Annotated in this window: 19 protein-coding genes; 11 read left to right on the forward strand and 8 right to left on the reverse strand. The window is 73.9% G+C overall.

Annotation, left to right across the window (positions count from 1 at the left end; translation table 11 throughout):
• The first annotated feature begins 28 nt into the window (after positions 1-28).
• From lanKC to RNL97_RS22025, 4 genes are all read left to right on the forward strand, one after another.
• Positions 29-2,734, forward strand: coding sequence for a class III lanthionine synthetase LanKC (gene lanKC, locus RNL97_RS22010; RefSeq protein ID WP_313751100.1), 2,706 nt, complete (start codon positions 29-31; stop codon positions 2,732-2,734).
• 45 nt (positions 2,735-2,779) lie between these two features.
• Positions 2,780-2,911, forward strand: a complete 132-nt coding sequence (locus RNL97_RS22015) for a SapB/AmfS family lanthipeptide (protein WP_030576627.1) — start codon at positions 2,780-2,782, stop codon at positions 2,909-2,911.
• Between the two features lie 92 nt (positions 2,912-3,003).
• A complete protein-coding gene (locus RNL97_RS22020) occupies positions 3,004-4,860 on the forward strand; it encodes an ABC transporter ATP-binding protein (RefSeq protein WP_313751101.1) in 1,857 nt (618 codons plus the stop codon).
• A complete protein-coding gene (locus RNL97_RS22025) occupies positions 4,857-6,665 on the forward strand; it encodes an ATP-binding cassette domain-containing protein (RefSeq protein ID WP_313751102.1) in 1,809 nt (602 codons plus the stop codon). The genes RNL97_RS22020 and RNL97_RS22025 overlap by 4 nt, the downstream gene beginning before the upstream one ends.
• Here the strand turns inward: RNL97_RS22025 and RNL97_RS22030 are convergent.
• The 3 genes from RNL97_RS22030 to RNL97_RS22040 form a co-directional block, all read right to left on the reverse strand.
• Positions 6,634-7,239 carry a response regulator transcription factor gene (locus RNL97_RS22030; RefSeq protein WP_030576635.1) on the reverse strand — a complete coding sequence of 202 codons (606 nt, stop codon included), beginning with the start codon at positions 7,237-7,239 and terminating at the stop codon, positions 6,634-6,636. The genes RNL97_RS22025 and RNL97_RS22030 overlap by 32 nt on opposite strands.
• Before the next feature lie 303 nt (positions 7,240-7,542).
• Positions 7,543-8,424, reverse strand: a complete 882-nt coding sequence (locus RNL97_RS22035; RefSeq protein WP_030576637.1) for a transglutaminase-like and tetratricopeptide repeat-containing protein — start codon at positions 8,422-8,424, stop codon at positions 7,543-7,545.
• 70 nt (positions 8,425-8,494) lie between these two features.
• Positions 8,495-9,490, reverse strand: coding sequence for a GNAT family N-acetyltransferase (locus tag RNL97_RS22040; RefSeq protein WP_243315035.1), 996 nt, complete (start codon positions 9,488-9,490; stop codon positions 8,495-8,497).
• A 117-nt stretch (positions 9,491-9,607) separates the two neighbouring features.
• Between RNL97_RS22040 and fdxA the strand changes: the two genes are divergently transcribed.
• Positions 9,608-9,928, forward strand: a complete 321-nt coding sequence (gene fdxA / locus RNL97_RS22045) for a ferredoxin (protein ID WP_007446848.1) — start codon at positions 9,608-9,610, stop codon at positions 9,926-9,928.
• Positions 9,929-10,074: 146 nt separating this feature from the next.
• Positions 10,075-11,169 carry a succinyldiaminopimelate transaminase gene (dapC, locus tag RNL97_RS22050; RefSeq protein ID WP_030576645.1) on the forward strand — a complete coding sequence of 365 codons (1,095 nt, stop codon included), beginning with the start codon at positions 10,075-10,077 and terminating at the stop codon, positions 11,167-11,169.
• Positions 11,170-11,236: 67 nt separating this feature from the next.
• On the opposite strand, the gene RNL97_RS22055 is transcribed toward dapC, so the two are convergent.
• Positions 11,237-11,689 (reverse strand): ATP-binding protein, encoded by a 453-nt coding sequence (locus tag RNL97_RS22055; protein ID WP_313751103.1) that lies wholly within the window; start codon positions 11,687-11,689, stop codon positions 11,237-11,239.
• A 290-nt stretch (positions 11,690-11,979) separates the two neighbouring features.
• The gene (locus tag RNL97_RS22060; RefSeq protein ID WP_234313329.1) at positions 11,980-12,906 is read right to left on the reverse strand and encodes a hypothetical protein; all 927 of its coding nucleotides are present in this window, start codon (positions 12,904-12,906) and stop codon (positions 11,980-11,982) included.
• 61 nt (positions 12,907-12,967) lie between these two features.
• On the opposite strand from RNL97_RS22060, the gene dapE reads away from it, so the two are divergent.
• Positions 12,968-14,059, forward strand: coding sequence for a succinyl-diaminopimelate desuccinylase (dapE, locus tag RNL97_RS22065; protein ID WP_313751104.1), 1,092 nt, complete (start codon positions 12,968-12,970; stop codon positions 14,057-14,059).
• Positions 14,060-14,178: 119 nt separating this feature from the next.
• Positions 14,179-14,964 carry an LOG family protein gene (locus RNL97_RS22070; RefSeq protein ID WP_030576654.1) on the forward strand — a complete coding sequence of 262 codons (786 nt, stop codon included), beginning with the start codon at positions 14,179-14,181 and terminating at the stop codon, positions 14,962-14,964.
• A gap of 143 nt (positions 14,965-15,107) precedes the next feature.
• Here RNL97_RS22070 and folP read toward each other — a convergent pair whose 3' ends face one another.
• On the reverse strand, positions 15,108-15,980 hold the full coding sequence (folP, locus tag RNL97_RS22075; protein WP_313751105.1) for a dihydropteroate synthase: 873 nt from the start codon (positions 15,978-15,980) through the stop codon (positions 15,108-15,110).
• 128 nt (positions 15,981-16,108) lie between these two features.
• Here folP and RNL97_RS22080 point away from each other — a divergent pair, with 128 nt between their 5' ends.
• Together RNL97_RS22080 and RNL97_RS22085 are read left to right on the forward strand one after the other, a co-directional pair.
• Entirely contained in the window at positions 16,109-16,519 is a 411-nt protein-coding gene (locus RNL97_RS22080; RefSeq protein ID WP_319143616.1) for a DivIVA domain-containing protein, read from the forward strand.
• Positions 16,516-17,109 (forward strand): DNA-3-methyladenine glycosylase I, encoded by a 594-nt coding sequence (locus RNL97_RS22085; protein WP_030576659.1) that lies wholly within the window; start codon positions 16,516-16,518, stop codon positions 17,107-17,109. The genes RNL97_RS22080 and RNL97_RS22085 overlap by 4 nt, the downstream gene beginning before the upstream one ends.
• 17 nt (positions 17,110-17,126) lie before the next feature.
• On the opposite strand, the gene chcB is transcribed toward RNL97_RS22085, so the two are convergent.
• A complete protein-coding gene (gene chcB / locus RNL97_RS22090; protein ID WP_313751657.1) occupies positions 17,127-17,939 on the reverse strand; it encodes a 2-cyclohexenylcarbonyl CoA isomerase in 813 nt (270 codons plus the stop codon).
• 316 nt (positions 17,940-18,255) lie between these two features.
• Between chcB and RNL97_RS22095 the strand changes: the two genes are divergently transcribed.
• On the forward strand, positions 18,256-18,423 hold the full coding sequence (locus tag RNL97_RS22095; protein ID WP_313751106.1) for a DUF3117 domain-containing protein: 168 nt from the start codon (positions 18,256-18,258) through the stop codon (positions 18,421-18,423).
• 93 nt (positions 18,424-18,516) lie between these two features.
• On the opposite strand, the gene RNL97_RS22100 is transcribed toward RNL97_RS22095, so the two are convergent.
• A complete protein-coding gene (locus RNL97_RS22100) occupies positions 18,517-19,182 on the reverse strand; it encodes an O-methyltransferase (RefSeq protein WP_030576665.1) in 666 nt (221 codons plus the stop codon).
• Positions 19,183-19,230: the final 48 nt, after the last annotated feature.

A 19,230-nucleotide genomic window follows, 5' to 3' on the forward strand; every position in this document is an offset into this window, starting at 1 on the left:
CGGATGAACCGAGCGAGGGGGGCCGTGCGTGAATCCGGAGTACGCCGCGTACTGCCAGGCGGACCGCCGCTTCTACGACGCACCCCACCGTTCCCCCGGACCGGGCGGAGCCGTCGAGGAGGAGAGCTCGTTCTACACGGCCGTCCGTGGCTCCGCTCCCGAGGGGTGGACCCGTTCCCGGCGCGGTGACTGGCTCTCCTACAGCCCCGACGGGCTGCGGCTGCCGGCCCAGGGCTGGAAGATCCACGTCTCGGCCGCCCTCGACAACGCGCCCTCCGTGCTCGCCCGGGTCACCGCCCACTGCCTGGAGCACCGCCTCGCCTTCAAGTGCATACCGAACGCGGGGCTGTTGGCCCTGCGGAACGCCAAGTACGCCGACCGGGCGGGCAGCGGGAAGTTCATCACCGTCTACCCGCCGTCCGAGGAAGCGTTCCCCGAGGTGTGCACCGCCCTGGTGCAGCTCCTGGAGGGTGAGCACGGCCCGTACATCCTGAGCGATCTGCGGTGCGGGAAGGGGCCCGTGCACACCCGGTACGGCGCGTTCGCCGCCCGCTTCTGCTCCGGTCCGGACGGGCGGCCCGTGCCCGCCGTCGCCGATCCGCAGGGCCGGCTCGTCCCCGACGACCGGGGCCCCGCCTTCCGCGTCCCCTCCTGGGTGACCCCGCCCGGCTTTCTGATGCCGCACCTCGAAGCCCGGGCCGCCGTGGGCCTCGCCGACCTCCCGTACACCGTGGAGAAGGCGCTGCACTTCTCCAACGGCGGCGGGGTCTACCTCGGCCGCGACACCCGTACCGGCGAGCAGGTCGTCCTCAAGGAGGCCCGGCCGCACGCCGGTCTGGCCGCCGACGGGGCGGACGCCGTGGCCCGTCTGGAGCGGGAGAGGGCCGCCCTGGAGCAACTGGCCGGGCTGGACTGCGTACCGGACGTCCGGGACGTGTTCGAGGTCGGCGACCACCACTTCCTGGTCCTCCAGTACATCCCCGGCACCACCCTCAACACGGTGTTCGCGCGCCGCTTCCCGCTCGCCCGGCAGCACCCGTCGCCCGAACTCCTCGCCGAACACGCCGCGTGGGCCGAGGAGCTGTACGGGCAGGTCGAGCAGGCGGTCGAGGCGGTGCACGACCGAGGCATCGTCATCAGCGATCTGCACATGAGCAATGTGATGGTCGACGAGGAGGCCGGGCGGATCGTCCTGCTCGACTTCGAGGCGGCCTCCCCGGCCGCCGAACGCCGCCGTCAGATCGTCGCCAACCCGGCGTTCGTCGCCCCCGCCGACCGGCGCGGCACCGACATCGACCGCTACGCGCTCGCCTGTCTGCGGCTCGCCCTGTACCTGCCGCTCACCACGCTGTTCGGCATCGACCGGACGAAGGCCGCCGGGCTCGCCCGGGACATCGCCCGCGCATTCCCGGTCACGGAGGAGGCGCTGCGACCGGCGGTCGAGGAGATCCTGCGGGACGCGGGGGAGGCCGACGCGTCCCGGCCCGCTCCCGCGGCGGCTTCCGGCACGACGTCCGCTTCCGCCCCCGGCCACGCGACCGCTGCGGAATCCGGTCTCCACGACTGGCCGCGCGGCCGCGACGCGATGGTCCGGGCCATCACCGCCTCCTGCACACCGGAGCGCGACGACCGCTGCTTCCCCGGGGACATCGCCCAGTTCGCCACGGCCACCGGCGGCCAGTCCTTCGCGTACGGCGCGGCCGGGGTGCTCTACGCCCTCCACGAGACCGGGGCCCCGCCGTGCGCACCGGCCGAGGACTGGCTCCTGCGGCACGCCAAGGACCCGGCCTCCGGCAGCCCCCTCGGCTTCTACGACGGGCTCACCGGCATCGCCTGGACCCTGCACCGGGTCGGCCGCACCGCCGAGGCCGCCGACCTCCTCGGGATCATCCTCGACCAGCCCCTGGAGGGCCTGACACCCGGGCTGCACAACGGGTACGCGGGCATCGGCCTCGCCTTCGACGACCTGGCCCGCACCGCATCGGCCACCGACGCCCCGGCCCTGTCCGCCGCCGCGGCCCGCTGCACCGCCCTCGCCGTCCGGGCGCTCGTCGACGGTCCGCCCTCGCCCCGTACCGGACTGCTGCACGGGGCGAGCGGCATCGCCCTGCTGCTGATCCGCCGGTACGCGACCACCGGGGACACCGCCCTGCTCGACCTGGCCGCCGCCGCGCTCCGCCGCGACCTGGAACGCTGCCGGGCCGGGGACGACGGGTCACTCCTGGTCGTCGAGGGCAAGCGGCTGATGCCGTACGTCGGTTCGGGCAGCGCCGGCATCGCGGCCGTCATCGACGCCTACCTCGCCCACCGCCCCGACCCGGAGCTGGAAGCGGCGGGCCGGGCCCTGCTCCCGGCGGCGCTCTCCGCCTTCTACGTCCAGCCGGGACTGCTCAGGGGCTCAGCGGGACTCCTGCTGCACCTCGCGGCCACCCCGCTGTGCGAACCGGCCGACCGGCGGCGCGCGATCGACCGCCACACCGGTCTGCTGGGCAGCCACGCCCTGGCGTACGGCGGCGGACTCGCCTTTCCCGGCGAGCAGTTGATGCGCCTGTCGATGGACCTGGCCACCGGGACCGCCGGCGCTCTCCTCGCCCTGGGCGCCGCTGCCGGCCGCCCCACCGGACTTCCCTTCCTGCCCGCCGCTCCGGCGGCGGCATCCCCCGGCCGCGCGAGCGGCCCCACGAACCGGCCCCGCCAGGGGTCGTCGGACCGGCCCCACCCGGGGTCGTTCTAGCACCACCGCCCAAAGCACCACCAACCGTCCCCGAAAGGACACATCATGGCGCTTCTCGACCTTCAGGCGATGGACACCCCGGCCGAGGACTCCTTCGGCGAGCTCGCCACGGGCAGCCAGGTCTCGCTGCTGGTCTGTGAGTTCAGCTCCCTCAGCGTGGTCCTCTGCACCCCGTGACCCGCACCGGCCGGCCCGTCGGTGAGCACCACCGACGGGCCGGCCGGCCACGTGCCCGCAGGGGCCGTCCTACCGACCCGAAAGGCGACCCCGTGCCGCTGCCGCACCCGGACCCGAGCCCCGGTGCGGCGTCCGGCGCCCGACGGCTCGCCCGGCAGCACCCGGCCGCCCTCACCTGGCTGTTCCTCTGCTCCACCGGCGGGGCGCTCGCCGCCCTCGCCCTGCCGGCCGCCCTGGGCCACACCGTCGACCGGCTCGTCTCCGGCGGGCCCGTGCCCTGGGCCGGGCTGCTGCTCTGCGCCGCCCTGACCCTCGCCGAGACCGGGTTCGACGCGGCGGCCGCCGTGACCGGCACGACCACCAGCGCCCGGCTCACCGCGTCCCTGCGCGCCCGCACCGCCGCCCGGATCCTGGCCGCCGAACCCCGCCGGGCCCTCGCCCTGCCCACCGGAGACCTCACCGCCCGGCTCACCGCCCGCACCGCCGACGCCGCGTCCGCGCCCGTCACCGCCGCCGGAGCCGTCGCGGGCGTCCTGCTCCCGCTCGGCGCGCTCGTCGGGCTCCTCCTCATCGACGTCATGACGGCCGCCGCCCTCCTCCTGGGCGCCCCCCTCCTCGTCGCCCTGCTGCGCACCTTCACCCGGGGCACCGCGGATGCCGGGGCCGACTACCAGCGCGCCCAGTCGCTCATCGCCCACCGGCTCACCGAGGTCCTGGAGGGCGCCGACACCATCCGCGCCGCCCGCACCGGCGCCCGTGAACACCGCCGCGTCCTGGAACCCCTGGCCGCCCTCGCCGAACACGGCCGCCGCACCTGGACCGTGTACGGGCGGGCCGTCGGCCGCAGCGGCCTCCTGCTGCCCCTGCTCATGCTGCTGGTCCTCGCGGTCGCCGGACTCCGGCTCGGCGCGGGCGCGATCGGCGTCGGCGAACTCGTCGCCGCCTCCCGCTACGCGAGCCTCGCCGTCGGCATCGGCTCCCTCACCGGCGCCCTCGGCTCCCTGGCCCGCAGCCGCGCCGCCGCCCGAAGCCTCGATCCCCTCCTCACCCTCGCCCCGCTGCCCCACCGGGGCCTGGGGCCGGTCCCCGACGCCCCCGGGCATCTCGAACTCCGGGACGTCGGCGTCGAACAGGACGGCCGACCCCTGCTGACCGGCGTCCACCTGACCGTCCCCGGCGGCACGTCCCTGGCCGTCGTCGGACGCTCCGGCTCCGGCAAGTCCCAGCTGGCCGCGGTCGCCGGGCGGCTGCTCGACCCGGACACCGGCAGCGTGCTGCTGGACGGCGTCCCGCTGGACGGTATGGAACCGGCCCGACTCCGCCGCGAGGTGGCGTACGCCTTCGCCCGCCCCGCCCTCCTCGGCACCACCGTCGAGGACACGATCGCCCACGGCCCCTGGACCGCCTCGCCCGACGCCGTACGCGATGCGGCCCGCGCGGCCCGCGCCGACGGGTTCCTCGCGCTGCTCCCGTACGGCTACGCCACCCCGGTCGCCGACGCCCCGCTCTCCGGCGGCGAACGCCAACGTCTGGGACTGGCCCGTGCGTTCGCCCACCCGGGCCGGCTGCTGATCCTCGACGACGCGCTGTCCAGCCTCGACACCGTGACCGAGCACCATGTCCGCCGCGCCCTCGACGCGCGGGCCGGGCGCTGCACCCGGATCATCGTCGCCCACCGGCTGTCCTCGGCCGCGCGGGCGGACCGGGTCGCCTGGCTGGAGGGCGGCCGGCTCCGCGCGACGGGCCGCCACGACGAGCTGTGGGAGGACCCGGACTACCGGGCGGTCTTCAGCACGGACGGCGGCGGCACGGACAGCAGCGGTAGGGACCGCAGCGGTACGGGGGACACCACGGCCGGCGGAGGCAGCGGCACGGACACCACAGCCGGCGGCACGGGGGCCGGCACGGACGGCACCGTGCCCTCCCTCGCCGCAGCGGAGACGCGATGAAGCGCACCGACGACCGGACACGCCCCGCGCGCGACACCGCGCTGCGCCGGGTCGGCCGCGAGGCCCGGCCCTTCCTGCGGGCGCGGACCGGGGCGATCCTGCGGCTGTCCGGGTGGTCCCTGCTGGAGTTCGCGCAGACCTTCCTCAGCGGGTACGGGGTCGCCCGCGCCCTCGACGACGGCTTCCTCGCCGGACGTCCGGCCACCGGCCTCCTCTGGCTGGCCGTCGCCGCCGTCGCCGTACTGCCCTCCGTGCTCGCGGCCCGCGGGGTGTTCGGCCGGCTCGCCGACCTGGTGGAGCCGCTGCGGGACGGGCTGGTGCGGCGCGCGGTGGCCCGGGCGCTGTCGGGTGCGCTCGGCCGTTCCGGCGACGTCAGTACCCGGTCCCTCTCCCAGGTCACTCATCAGAGTGAGATCGCCCGGGACGGCTGGGCCGGACTCGTCCTGACCCTGCGGTCGTTCGTGTTCACGGCCGCCGGTGCCGTCACCGGCCTGCTGGCCCTCTCGCCCGCCCTCCTCCTCATCGTGCTGCCGCCGCTGGTCCTCGGGTCCGCCCTGTTCCTCGGCACCCTGCCGCCGATGGCCGCCCGCCAGCGCGCCTACCTCGCCGCCGACGAGGCGTACGCCGCACACGCGGGCGAACTCGCCGCCTCCGTACGCGACATCGCCGCCGCCGGGACCGCCGAGCGGACGGTGGCCGAGTCCCGGGCCCTCGCCGATGCGCAGCTCGCCGCCTCCCGCTCGCTGGCCCGCTGGTCGGCCGTGCGGGTGGTGGCCCTCGCGGTCTGCGGCCGGTTCCCGCCGCTCCTGCTGCTCCTGGGGGCGCCCTGGCTGCTGCGGAACGGGCTCACGCCGGGAGGGCTCGTCGGCGCGCTGACCTACCTCACCCAGGCGCTCGCCCCCGCCGTCCAGGCGCTGATGACCATGCTGGGCACGGCCGGCGGACGCCTCGTCGTGGTCCTGGACCGCTTCACCCAGGCCCCGCCCCCGCCCGCCGACGAACCGGCCCCACCCGCCGCCGGCGACGCGCCGCCACCCTCTCCGGGCCCCGCCCGCGACACCCCGGTCGCCGAACTCCACGAGGTCACCTTCGCGTACGGGCCCCGCGCCCACCCCGTCCTGGACCGGCTCTCCCTGAGGGTCGGAGCGGGCGAGCACCTCGCGGTCGTCGGCCCGAGCGGCAGCGGCAAGTCGACCCTGGCCGCCGTACTCGCCGGGACCGAGCGGCCCACCGGGGGAGCGGTGCGGTGGCGGGGGCACCCGGCGCGGCCGGCCGACGCCACCTCCGTACGCGTCCTGCTGCCCCAGCACGCCTATGTGTTCAGCGGCTCGCTGCGGGACAACCTCCGCTACCTCCGGCCCGACGCCCGCGACCGGGAGATCGGGGCCATGGCGGACGCGGTCGGCCTGGACGCGCTGCTCGCCCGGCTCGGCTCCCTCGACGCGGCCGTCGAACCGGGCCGGCTCTCCCAGGGGGAACGGCAGCTCGTCGCGCTCGGCCGGGCCTACCTCGCCGCCCCGCCGCTGCTGATCCTCGACGAGGCCACCAGCCGGCTCGACCCGGCCGCCGAGACCCGCGCCGAGCTGGCGTTCGCCGCCCTGCCGGGCGCGCTGGTCGTCATCGCCCACCGGCTCAGCTCGGCCCGCCGCGCCGACCGGACCCTGGTGATGGACGGCCCGCGCACCCAGTGCGGCACCCCCTCGGAACTCCTACGCTCCAGCGCCCTCTACCGCGACCTGTCCGGCCTCTGGGAGCGGGGCGAGGAGCACGCCGTCAGATCCACCCCGCCTCCTTCGCCCGTCTGATCGCGTCCAGCCGATTCCGCGCCCCGGACTTCCGGATGGCGGCGGCCAGATAATTGCGCACGGTCCCCGGGGTCAGGTGCAGTCGGGCGGCTATCCCCGCCACGTTGTCACCCTCCTCGGCCATCGAGAGCACGCTCAATTCCCTTGGCGATAACGGCATGTCGGCCACCTGCAGGAGGCTGAAGGCCAGCGATTCGTCGATATGCCGTCCGCCGTCCGCCAGTTTGTGCATCACCTCGGACAGGTCGTCCACGGGGCGGTACTTGTCGATGTAGCCGAGCGCTCCCGCTTCGTACGCCCGCCGCAGGCCGCGCGGCTGGTCGCTGCGGGTGAGCACGGCGAGGGGATACGTTCCTCCATGCGGTGCGGTGGCCTCCTTCACCTCGTCGAGTACGTCCCGTGCGCCCGGACAGTCGAGGTCGGTGAGCAGAACGTCGGGGCCCGCACCGCCGAGCGCGGCGCGTATCGCGCCGCGCTCGGCGGTGCGGACCTCTATGCCCTGCCCCGTGCCGAGGAGCGATGCCAGCGATGCGCGCCACAACGGCACGGTGTGGACCAGCAGCACGATTGTCATCAATCTGCCCTCAGCTCTTCTCTCCCGGCCGCCCAACGCGGAATGCGATGGGCCGTGCGCGCCCCGTGACGGGTTTCCAGTTGAGCGCATGGGCATTCGTGTACGCCGACGAACCGGCCGAATAACGCGACCGTTGGGCGTGAAAGGGGGCGTTCGGATGTAAACCGGGAGCGCACATCGCTCACGGACCCATCCGTCTCGCCACGGCCGGGCGCTTGCACGAGTGACGCCAGGCGGATTTCCGCGGACCGGCAGATCCCCGGATCCGCCGATCTGTGGATTCTCCTTACCGGAGGGCCGGGTTCAGTTCAGCAGGGCGCGCGCCGCGTGGGCCTTGCGCCGGATGTTCTCGGCCGTCGTCGGCTCGATCTCGGCGAGGATCTCCGCATATTCCTCCATCTCCGCCGCCCCCCGCAGGAATTCACCGCGCTGGACGAGGAGCTGGGCATGCTCGTAGCGGAGCCTGGCCGGATGCGAGGGCAGGAGCAGCGACAGCTCCACCGCCCACAGGGCCACGTCCGTGCGCTCGGGCCGGGCCGCCGCCCACGCCCGGATGTTGTTCAGGATCCGCAGCACGATCTCCAGCGGGCGGGCGGGCACCATCATGGACGGCTCCAGTGCCGCCCCGGTCGCCCCCGCGACAAGCAGCTCCGCGTCCTGACCGGTCAGCGGCGCGCCCCCGGCGAACGGGTCGGCCAGCACCGGGCGTTCCCGGTCGCCGAAGCCGACCACGAAGTGCCCCGGCAGCGCCACCCCGTACACCGGCGCGCCCGCCCTCCTCGCGACCTCGATCCAGACGACCGAGAGCAGGATCGGCAGGCCCCGGCGGCGTCGCAGCACCTGCTGGAGGAGCGAGGAGTCCAGCCGCTGGTAGTCGACCGACGAGCCGCCGAATCCGCAGCGCTCGCCCAGCAGTCCGGCCAGGGCCGAGGCCCAGCCGGCGGGGGAGCGGGAGCCGTGGGGCAGCAGCCCGGCCAGCCGGTCCAGCTCGATCTGCGCGGCGTCGATGCCGTACGGGTCGGAAACGGGTTCCCCCGGAGTCACCGGCCGGACCTCGGCCGGCCCCACCGGTCCCGCCTCCGCGCCCAGCAGCAGGCACAGGAAGGCGAGGTCCGGCCGCTCGGACCGGGCCTCCTCGGCGAACTGCCGCCGCCGCTCGGCCGCCCCGGAATCCAGCCCGCTCATATCCGACCCACGCCCCAACCCGTCCTGTTCACGCCCCGGTCCCGGCCCCTGCGGCCCGCCGTGCGGCCCCTCACGCCGAGCGGTAGTGGTGGTACCGGTGGTGGCCTGAGAAGCCCATGCCGTCGTACAGCGCCCGCGCCCCCTCATTGTCCTCCTCGACCTGGAGCCAGGCCGCCGAAGCGCCCTCGTCCAGCGCGCGGCGGGCCAGCGCGGTCATCACCGTCGTGGCCAGTCCGCGCCGCCGCCGCTCGGGGGCGACCTCGACGGCCATGAACCCGGCCCACCGGCCGTCCACGACGCACCGCCCGATCGCATCCGGCGCGTCGCCGCTGCCCGGCACCGTGGCGAACCAGACCGAAGGGCCGCTGCCCAGCACCCGCAGCACATGCGGGCCGGACGTGGAGAAGCGCTGGTAGCGGGCGAGCCAGGCCGCGTCCGGCTCCCGGGTCAGACGGACCGCGGACACCTCCGCCCCCCGGTCCCCGACCGGCGCCAGCGCGGCGATCCGGACCTCCGCGGAGACCTCGCGCCGCCAGCCGTGCCGCTCCAGCTCCGCGCACAGGAGCTCCTGCGTGCCCTCGGCCCCGGTCGCCGTCTGGACGTACGCGGGCAGGCCCCGCTCCTCGTACCAGCGGCAAACGTGCCCGAGCGCCTCGCCGAGCGGCAGACCCGGATCGCCGAGCGGCAGAACGGAGTTGGCGCGCCGGGTGAAGCCCCCGGCCGCGCGCAGCCGCCAGTCGCCCAGCGCCTCGCTCTCCACCGGCCGCCAGGCGCGCGCGGTGACGGCCGCCAGCTCCTCGAAGGAGGCGGCGGGGCCCCGGCGCCGGGCCGGGGCGGCGGGCACGACCTTGCCCGCGACCAGTGAGGATTCCACGAAGTGGACAGATTCGCCGCTCTTCCGTGTGACCGACACCACGCCGTCGTTCCATGATGTGAGCACGCCGACCACATCGGTGAACTCCACGCCCGTGCCGTCGCTTTCCGTCCGGCGCCGTACGGAAACGCGTTTGCCCACGTCAGCGGGTGTGATGCGGACTTCCAGCCGTCCGCCGATAGTGAATTCCACAGCTCTGTCCGCCCCTCCTGTTCGGATCGTGGCCCAGAACGGAGATACTAGGGGCGGGCATCGACGACGCCGCGCTCCCGCGCGAGAGCCAACGCCCTACCGAGGAGGAACGACAGCGTGACCTACGTCATCGCGCAGCCTTGTGTCGACGTGAAGGACAAGGCCTGCATCGAAGAGTGCCCCGTCGACTGCATCTACGAGGGCCAGCGATCCTTGTACATCCACCCGGACGAGTGCGTCGACTGTGGAGCCTGTGAGCCGGTGTGCCCGGTCGAGGCCATCTTCTACGAGGACGACACCCCGGAGGAGTGGAAGGACTACTACAAGGCGAACGTCGAGTTCTTCGACGACCTCGGCTCGCCGGGCGGTGCTTCGAAGCTCGGTCTCATCGAGCGCGACCACGCGTTCATCGCCGGTCTGCCGCCGCAGAACCAGTAAGGAGCGGCGGCACCACGCGCGCAGCCCGGTCCCGTACGGCTCGTCCCCGTGCGGGACCGAGCCGTTTCGCCGTGCCGCCGCCGGTGGCCACCTCCATCGCGCCGGTACCCGAACACCCCGAGAAAGCCCCGAGAAAGCAGAGCTCCGTGTCCGCAGTCTCCTCCCGCCTCCCCGTCTTCCCCTGGGACAGGCTCGCGCCCTACAAGTCGACGGCCCAGGCCCACCCGGACGGCATCGTGGACCTGTCGGTCGGCACCCCGGTCGACCCGGTCCCCGAGCTGATCCAGCGGGCGCTGGTCGCCGCCGCGGACAGCCCCGGCTATCCGACGGTGTGGGGCACCGAGGCCCTGCGGGACGCGCTCACCGGCTGGGTGGAGCGCCGCCTCGGCGCGGTCGGCGTCACCCACGCCAACGTGCTGCCGGTCGTCGGTTCCAAGGAGCTGGTGGCCTGGCTGCCGACGCAGCTCGGGCTCGGTGCGGGCGACAAGGTGGCCTACCCCCGGCTCGCCTACCCGACGTACGAGGTCGGCGCCCGGCTCTGCGGCGCGGAGCCCGTCGTCTACGACGACCCGACCGAGCTGGACCCGGCGGGGCTGAAGCTGCTCTGGCTCAACTCGCCGTCCAACCCCACCGGCAAGGTGCTGCCCAAGGACGAGCTGATCCGGATCGTCGCCTGGGCGCGCGAGCACGGCGTCCTCGTCCTCAGCGACGAGTGCTACCTGGAGCTGGGCTGGGACGCCGAACCGGTCTCGGTGCTCCACCCGGACGTCTGCGGCGGCCACTACGACGGCATCGTGGCGGTCCACTCCCTCTCCAAGCGCTCCAACCTGGCCGGATACCGGGCCGCGTTCATCGCGGGCGACGCGGCCGTCCTCGGTGAACTGCTGCTGATCCGCAAGCACGGCGGGATGATGACGGCCGCCCCCGTCCAGGCCGCCACCGTCGCCGCCCTCGGCGACGACGTGCACGTCTCCGCGCAGCGCGCCCGGTACGCCGACCGGCGCCTCGCCCTCCGTACGGCCCTGGAAACGCACGGCTTCCGGATCGAGCACAGCGAGGCGAGCCTCTACCTGTGGGCGACCCGCGACGAACCGTGCTGGGACACCGTGGCGTACCTCGCGGAGCGGGGCATCCTGGTCGCGCCCGGCGACTTCTACGGCCCGGCGGGCGCGAGCTTCGTGCGGGTGGCGTTCACCGCGACGGACGAGCGGGTGGCGGCGGCGGTCAAGCGCCTGTCGTGACCCGGATACGCCGAAGGGCCCGAGGAGTGCGCACTCCTCGGGCCCTTCGGCAGGTGCGTGAGCCAGGTCAGCCGATCGGCAGGCCGTTCAGCGGCAGGCCGCCCTGGGTGACGGCGTCGGTGGGCAGCCCGCCGCCGAGGCCCTCGGTCGGCAGACCGCCACCGGCGGCCTCGGCCACCCCGCCCACCGCCTCGCCCGCGTTGCCCGCGGCCTGGCCGACGGTCTCCTGGGCGGCCGGGACGGCGACCTTGGCGGACTTGCCGACGGTCTCGCCCGCCGCCGGGAGGGCGGTGCCGACGAGCCGGCCACCGGTCTCACCGGCGGCCTGGGTGCCCTGCCGCGCGGTGCTGTCCAGGGTGTTGCCGACGTTCGCGCCGTCCAGTGCGGTCAGGCCGCCCAGGTCAGGGGCCGCCGGGAGACCTGCGGCGCTCGCGGCACCGGCCGCACCGACCACGGGGGTCGCGCCAGCGGCGATCAGCAGCGCGGCACGAGCGATCCGACGGGTCAGGGGGAGGGACATGATGCTCCTTCAGCGGGTTGCGCACGAATCTGTCTGTCCGGTGACCGGACGCACTGACAACCGCTTCGGGGGAGGGGAAGGTTGCGGCGGGCGAAGGTAAAGACTGAGCAATGCGTCCGATTATCCGCAGCGGAAGAACCCGGGCAAACAATCCATACCGCCGGGGCCCGATGAACCGTCACTTCTCTTGGCGGACAAGGGAATCGGAGGGGGGCGGCACGGCTGCGACAAGCCGTGCGGAAGGTGTCCGGGGGCCCGGCCCCCATGACCCGTACGAGTGACGGGGCGTACTACTGAACGACCCGGATCCTGACCGCGGCCGTGCCCGTTTCCTTGTCCTTCGCGCTCTCCGTCCGCCAGCCCGTACCGGCGTCCCAGACCCGGTCCGCATAGCTCACGCGCTCGATCCGCAGCGCCTCGGACTGCGCCACGGCCCAGTGCGCCAGCTCCCAGCCGCGCCGGGGCGAGGCCTTGTCCTCGGCCCGCGCCGAGGCCGCCGGGACGGGCACCGAGACGGTCGAGGAGGCGGACGCACCCGCGGCCTTCGCGGCGGGCAGCACGTCCTTGCCGAAGGCCCGCACCAGCTCGGCCCGCACCTGCCCGGCGTCCCCCGGGCCCTCGGCCGTGGCGGTCGACGGGGTGCAGTTCAGCGAGGCGGGCCGGCGCCCGGTCAGCGCGGCCGCGAGCAGCGCGGCGTCCGGCTCGTGCTTCGCGTACGCCTGCGGGAACCCGCTGCGCTGCACGCGCTGCGCGGCCACGGTCAACGGCAGCCGTGAGTAGCCCGGGACCTCGGCGAGATGGTCGTAGAACTCCCCGGACGAGTAGACCGGGTCCATGATCTGCGCGGGCGTGCCCCAGCCCTGCGAGGGCCGCTGCTGGAACAGCCCCAGCGAGTCCCGGTCCCCGTAGTCGATGTTGCGGAGCGTGGACTCCTGGAGCGCGGTCGCCAGGGCGATCGTCACCGCCCGCTCGGGCATCCCCCGGGTGGTGCCCACCGCGGAGATCGTCGCCGCGTTGACGGCCTGGGCCAGGCTCATCTCGTAGCGCTGTGTCTCCCCCTCGTCCCCGTCGGACGCCTCCACGACACAGCGCGGCGGGTTCTTCGAACCGGAGGAGTCGTACTGCACGGCCAGATAACCGCCGAGCGCCGCGAGCACGGCGAAGGCGGCCCCGTAGCGGAAGAGGCGTCGTCGGCGAGGGCTGGCAGTCCTGGACACGGGCCCACCGTACTGGAGGCCCCGGGCGGGGCGGGTACCCCTGTCGCTTAGGGTCGGGTCCATGGCCGACAGCACCCTTGACCCCGCCCTCGACCTCACCCTGGACGGACCGGCGCTCACCGCCCGGCTCGTCGACTTCCCCTCGGTCAGCGGGGAGGAGAAGGCCCTCGCCGACGCGATCGAATCGGCCCTGCGCGCGCTGCCGCACCTCACCGTCGACCGGTACGGCAACAACGTCGTCGCCCGCACGCACCTGGGCCGCGCCGAGCGCGTCGTCCTCGCCGGGCACATCGACACCGTGCCGATCGCCGACAACGTCCCCTCCCGTCTCGACGGGAACGGCATCCTATGGGGCTGCGGGACCTCCGACATGAAGTCCGGCGTCGCCCTCCAGCTCCGGATCGCCGCGACGGTCCCCGAGCCCAACCGCGATCTGACCTTCATCTTCTACGACAACGAAGAGGTCGCCGCCCACCTCAACGGCCTCGGCCACATCGCCGACGCGCACCCCGAGTGGCTCGCCGGAGACTTCGCCGTCCTGCTGGAGCCCTCCGACGGCGAGGTCGAGGGCGGCTGCCAGGGCACCCTGCGGGTCCACCTGCGCACGACGGGGGAGCGGGCCCACTCGGCGCGCAGCTGGATGGGGTCCAACGCGATCCACGCCGCCGCCCCGATCCTGGCCGCCCTCGCCGCGTACGAGCCCCGCCGCCCCGTCATCGACGGCCTCGAATACCACGAGGGCCTCAACGCGGTCGGCATCGAGGGCGGCGTCGCCACCAACGTCATCCCGGACGCCTGCACCGTCGTCGTCAACTACCGCTACGCCCCCGACCGCACCGAGGAGGAGGCCATCGCCCACGTCCGCGAGGTCTTCGCCGACTGCGGCGTGGCCGAGATCGTCATCGACGACCACTCCGGCGCCGCCATGCCCGGCCTCTCCCACCCCGCCGCCCAGGCCTTCATGACCGCTGTCGGCGGCACGGCCCGGCCCAAGTTCGGCTGGACCGACGTCTCCCGCTTCGGCGCGCTCGGCGTCCCCGCGGTGAACTACGGACCCGGCGACCCCATGTACGCCCACAAGCGCGACGAGCACGTGGCGGTCGACAAGATCACCCACTGCGAGGAGCGCCTCCGCTCCTGGCTGACCGACTGACCCGCTGACCGGTCGACGCACGGCATTCCCCCCTCCGTAACCTCCGCCGATCTACGCTGGCCGCACGCAGCACGACACGTACGACCCGGCACGGAGCAGGTCGGTGGAGGGAGCGGAACATGGGCAACGCCGAAGACGCACGGATCCCCGAGGGTGCGGAGGTTCCCGAGGGCGCGGTCAGCCCCGAGGAGCAGTGGCTGGGCCCGGTCCTGCGCCGCAGGGAGCAGGTCCAGCCCGGTACGACCGATCAGCGGCTGCTGGACTCCGAGGGCGACTCCGAGTGGGTGCACACCGACCCCTGGCGGGTGATGCGCATCCAGTCGGAGTTCGTGGAGGGCTTCGGCGCGCTCGCCGAACTGCCGAGCGCGATCAGCGTCTTCGGCTCGGCCCGCACCCCCGCCGGATCTCCGGAGTACGAGGCCGGGGTGGCGATCGGCAAGGCCCTGGTCGACGCGGGCTTCGCGGTGATCACCGGCGGCGGCCCGGGCGCGATGGAGGCGGCCAACAAGGGCGCCCGGGAGGCCAAGGGCGTCTCGGTCGGCCTCGGCATCGAGCTGCCCTTCGAGTCGGGCCTCAACCCGCACGTCGACATCGGCGTCAACTTCCGCTACTTCTTCGTCCGCAAGACGATGTTCGTGAAGTACGCCCAGGGCTTCGTGGTCCTGCCCGGCGGCCTCGGCACCCTCGACGAACTCTTCGAGGCGCTGACCCTCGTCCAGACCGGCAAGGTCACCCGCTTCCCGATCGTCCTGTTCGGCACGGCGTACTGGGGCGGCCTGGTCGACTGGCTCCGCGACACGGTGGTGGCCCAGGGCAAGGCATCGGAGAAGGACCTGCTGCTCTTCCACGTGACGGACGACGTGGAGGAAGCGGTGACGCTGGTCACGAAGGAGGTCGGGCGGTGACCGATTTCGGCTCGTCCGGCCCTCTCCGGCCACTTCGGGCCCGTCCGGCGATCGAGGCCGTCGGTCCCAGCACCTCCGGCGCCTGAGGAGCGGGGCCCGGGGGCAGCGCCCCCGGGCCCCGCCCGCCGGGCAGGCGGCAGGGCCTACGCCAGCCCCCGCCGGGCCACGGCCGGCGCCCGATGCCCGGCGATGGACGCCACCATGTCCAGGACCTGCCGCGTCTCCGCCACCTCATGCACCCGGTACACCCGCGCCCCCAGCCACGCCGACACCGCCGTCGTCGCCAGCGTCCCGATGAGGCGCTCCTTCACGGGCCGGTCCAGCGTCTCGCCCACGAAGTCCTTGTTGGACAGGGACACCAGTACCGGCCACCCCGTCTCGGCCATCTCCTCAAGACGCCGCGTCGCTTCCAGCGAATGCCGCGTGTTCTTCCCGAAGTCGTGCCCCGGGTCGATCATGATCCCGTCCGCCCGCACCCCGAGCCCGACCGCCCGCTCCGCAAGCCCCACCGTCACACGCAGGATGTCCGCCATGACGTCGTCGTACGCGATCCGGTGCGGCCGCGTCCGCGGCTCCGCGCCGCCGGCGTGCGTGCACACGAGTCCCGCCCCGTGCCGTGCGGCGACCTCCGCCAGCCGCGGGTCCACCCCGCCCCACGCGTCGTTCAGCACGTCCGCCCCGGCCTCGCAGACCGCCTCGCCCACGTCGTGCCGCCAGGTGTCCACGCTGATCACCACGTCCGGGTGGCGGCGGCGGACCGCGGCGACGAACCCGACCGTGCGGCGCGCCTCCTCCTCGGCGGTCACCTCCTCGCCGGGGCCCGCCTTCACCCCGCCGATGTCGATGATCGCCGCGCCCTCGGCCACCGCCTGCTCGACCCGGGCGAGCGCCGGCTCGTCCCGGAACGTGGCACCCCGGTCGTAGAAGGAGTCCGGGGTCCGGTTCACGATCGCCATGATCACCGGCTCGTGCGGACCGAATTCCCGCCGCCCCAGCCTGAGTGCCCCGCTGCGCATCCCGTCTCTCCTCCTCAGATAGCCGCCTACGACCCGCCTGCCGACCCTACGGCCTTTCGTGGCCGGCCCCGACTTGTCGGTACCGCATGGCACGATCGGAGCCGGACGAGGTTTCCGCCCCCCGGGAGATGCGCGTGTTCTGGTTCTTGCTGCTCACGATGGTCGTGGTCGTCACCGCGGTCACCCTCGCGGTGGTCGGAGGCGGTGGGAGCGCGGTGCTCCAGGACGTACCGCCCGAGCGGTTCACCGACCCGCTGCCCGCCGCCCGCCCCGTCGGCCGGGCGGACATCGAGGCGATGCGCCTGCCCATGGCCCTGCGCGGCTACCGGATGGCGGACGTCGACGAGGCGCTGTCCCGGCTCGGCGCCGAGCTGGCCGAGCGCGACGCCCGGATCGCGGAGCTGGAATCCACCCTGGCCGGGGACCGGGCGGCCGCCGTGACGACGGGCACCGACCTGTTCAAGCAGCCCGGCGACGGGCCCGCGGCGGAGCCGGCCGACCGCGCGGACGGCCCGGACCGCGAGGAGGACGGCCGATGAGCGGCGGAGCCGTGGCCGCCCCCGACGGCGGGCTGCGCTGCCCCTGGGGCCTGTCCACCGAGGACTACCTCGCCTACCACGACACCGAGTGGGGCCGGGCGGTCCACGGGGACGACGCCCTGTTCGAACGGCTCTGCCTGGAGGCCTTCCAGTCCGGGCTCTCCTGGCTCACGATCCTGCGCCGCCGCACGACCTTCCGTACCGCCTTCGAGGGGTTCCGGATCGAGGCCGTCGCGAAGTTCACCGAGACCGACCGGGAACGGCTCCTGGCCGACCCGGGGATCATCCGCAACAAGGCCAAGGTCGACGCGACCCTCGCCAACGCGAAGGTCCTCGCCGACTGGCCGGCCGGGGAGCTGGACGAGCTGATCTGGTCCTACGCCCCCGACCCGGCCGGCCGGCCCGCCCCGCGCACGCTGTCGGACGTCCCGGCCGTCACACCGGAGTCCACCGCCCTCGCCGAGGCGCTGAAGAAGCGCTCGATCCGCTTCGTCGGCCCCACCACCGCCTACGCGCTGATGCAGGCCTGCGGACTGGTCGACGACCATCTCGCGGACTGCGTGGCGCGCGGCGGCGGTGCGCCCCGCTGAACGGCGGTTCCTTGCGGCTACTTCCCCAGGTAGACCGGCTTCTCCTTGGCGAGGAACGCCTCCACCGCGATGGTGTGGTCCTGCGACGCGCCCGCCCGGGTCTGGAGCTCGTCCTCCTTCTCCAGCGTCTCGGCGAACGTGTGCCCGGCGCCGTACGCCATCGACTCCTTCAGCGCCGCGTACGCCACCGTGGGCCCGGCGGCCAGGGCGCGGGCCACCGCCGCCGCCTGCTCGGCCAGCTCGGCCGCCGGGACGACCCGGTTGACGATCCCCAGCTCCAGCGCGTCCTGCGCGGAGATCGACCGCGGGAAGAACAGCAGGTCGGCGGCGCGGCTCTGCCCGATCAGCCGGGGCAGGGTCCAGGACACGCCAGAGTCGGCGGTGAGTGCGACGCCCGCGAACGAGGTGTTGAAGGAGGCGGTGTCCGCGACCACCCGGTAGTCGGCCGCGAGCGCGAAGCCGAACCCGGCCCCGGCCGCGACGCCGTTCACCCCGGCCACGACCGGCTTCGCCATCTCCGTGATCGCCCGCACGATCGGGTTGTAGTGCTCCCGCACCGTGCTCAGCGCGTTGCCGCCGCCCGCATCCCGGGTCGCCGCGAGCGTGGCGACGTGCTCCTTGAGATCCTGGCCGACGCAGAAGGCGCGCCCGGTGGCCGTGAGCAGAACCGCCCGGACCCCCGGGTCCGCCGACGCCTCCAGCAGCGCGTCCCGCAGTGCGACCTTCGCCGCCGTGCTCAGCGCGTTCATCGCGTCGGGTCGGTTGAGCGTGATCGTCGCGAGCCCCTCGCTCACGTCGTACAGAACGGTGTTCGCCTGCTCGTCGGCCATTCCGGTTTCCCCTCGCTGCTCGGGCATCGTTGCTCCTTGCAGGCAAGCATGGCCGACGCCGACCGGGGCAGGGATGTGACCTGCGTCTAACAATTGGCTCTCACCTGGGGGTCCGGGGCGGCGCAGTATCGCAGCCGGATCGCCGAATTGGGTGGTTTTGGGAAAGCGCGTTGCGCAAGCGATGCAGACCGATGTTGGTCATTGGGGTCGTTGATGCGGGATAATGGCGAAGAAGCAATGTGTTCGATGCCGGTGAGGCAGCGCCTGTCATGGGGCCGCCGGTTGCGATGAGCTGGTTTCAGGAAGGGGAACGAGCATGGCGGCCATGAAGCCGCGGACGGGCGACGGCCCGCTCGAGGTGACAAAGGAGGGGCGGGGCATCGTCATGCGCGTTCCGCTCGAAGGCGGCGGTCGGCTTGTTGTCGAGCTGACTCCGGACGAGGCCGATGCCCTCGGCGACGCGCTGACGAAGGTCGTCGGCTGACGCGGAACGCCCATCACCTTCACGACTGCCCGGCACGGTCTCCGTGCCGGGCAGTCGTGCGTTCTTCCGTCCGTGGTTCCCGCGCCGCGCCGCTCAGCCGCGCCGGACCGCGCAGAGCAGTCCGTCGCCGACCGGCAACAGGGTCGACATCAGCTCCTGGCTCTCGCGCACCGCGCGCAGCAGCTCCCGCAGCCGCAGCACCTCGGCCGGCTGGGCGGCCGAGTCGACCGTACGGCCGTCCGCGAAGACGCCCTCGAAGCAGACCAGACCGCCCGGACGCAGCAGGCGCAACGATTCAGCGAGCACATCGAGGCTCTCCAGCCGGTCCCCGTCGCAGAAGACGAGGTCGTAACCCCCGTCCGCGAGCCGGGGCAGGACGTCCAGGGCGCGGCCGGGGATGAACCGGGCCCGGTTGGTGGCGAAGCCCGCCGCGCGGAACGCCTCCCGGGCGAACTGCTGACGCTCGGGCTCGGGGTCCACCGTCGTCAGGACCCCGTCCGGCCGCATGCCGTGCAGGAGATAGATGCCGGACACGCCCGTGCCCGTGCCGATTTCCGCCACCGCTTTGGCGTCCGCGGCGGCGGCCAGCAGGCGCAGCGCGGCGCCGGTGCCCGGTGACACCGGGCGAAGCCCCAGCTCGTGAGCCCGGTCCCGGGCCACGTGCAGTGCTTCGTCCTCGGCGACAAAGGCGTCGGCGAACGCCCAGCTCGTCTGCCGGTTGGCGGTAATGACCCTCTCCTGTCCCCGTAGTTGGCGCAACGGTGACTGTATCCGCTGGACCCGGGAACCCGCAGATGGGACCGGGCG

Origin of the sequence: Streptomyces parvus, assembly GCF_032121415.1 — a bacterium.
Classification (GTDB): Bacteria; Actinomycetota; Actinomycetes; order Streptomycetales; family Streptomycetaceae; genus Streptomyces; species Streptomyces globisporus_A.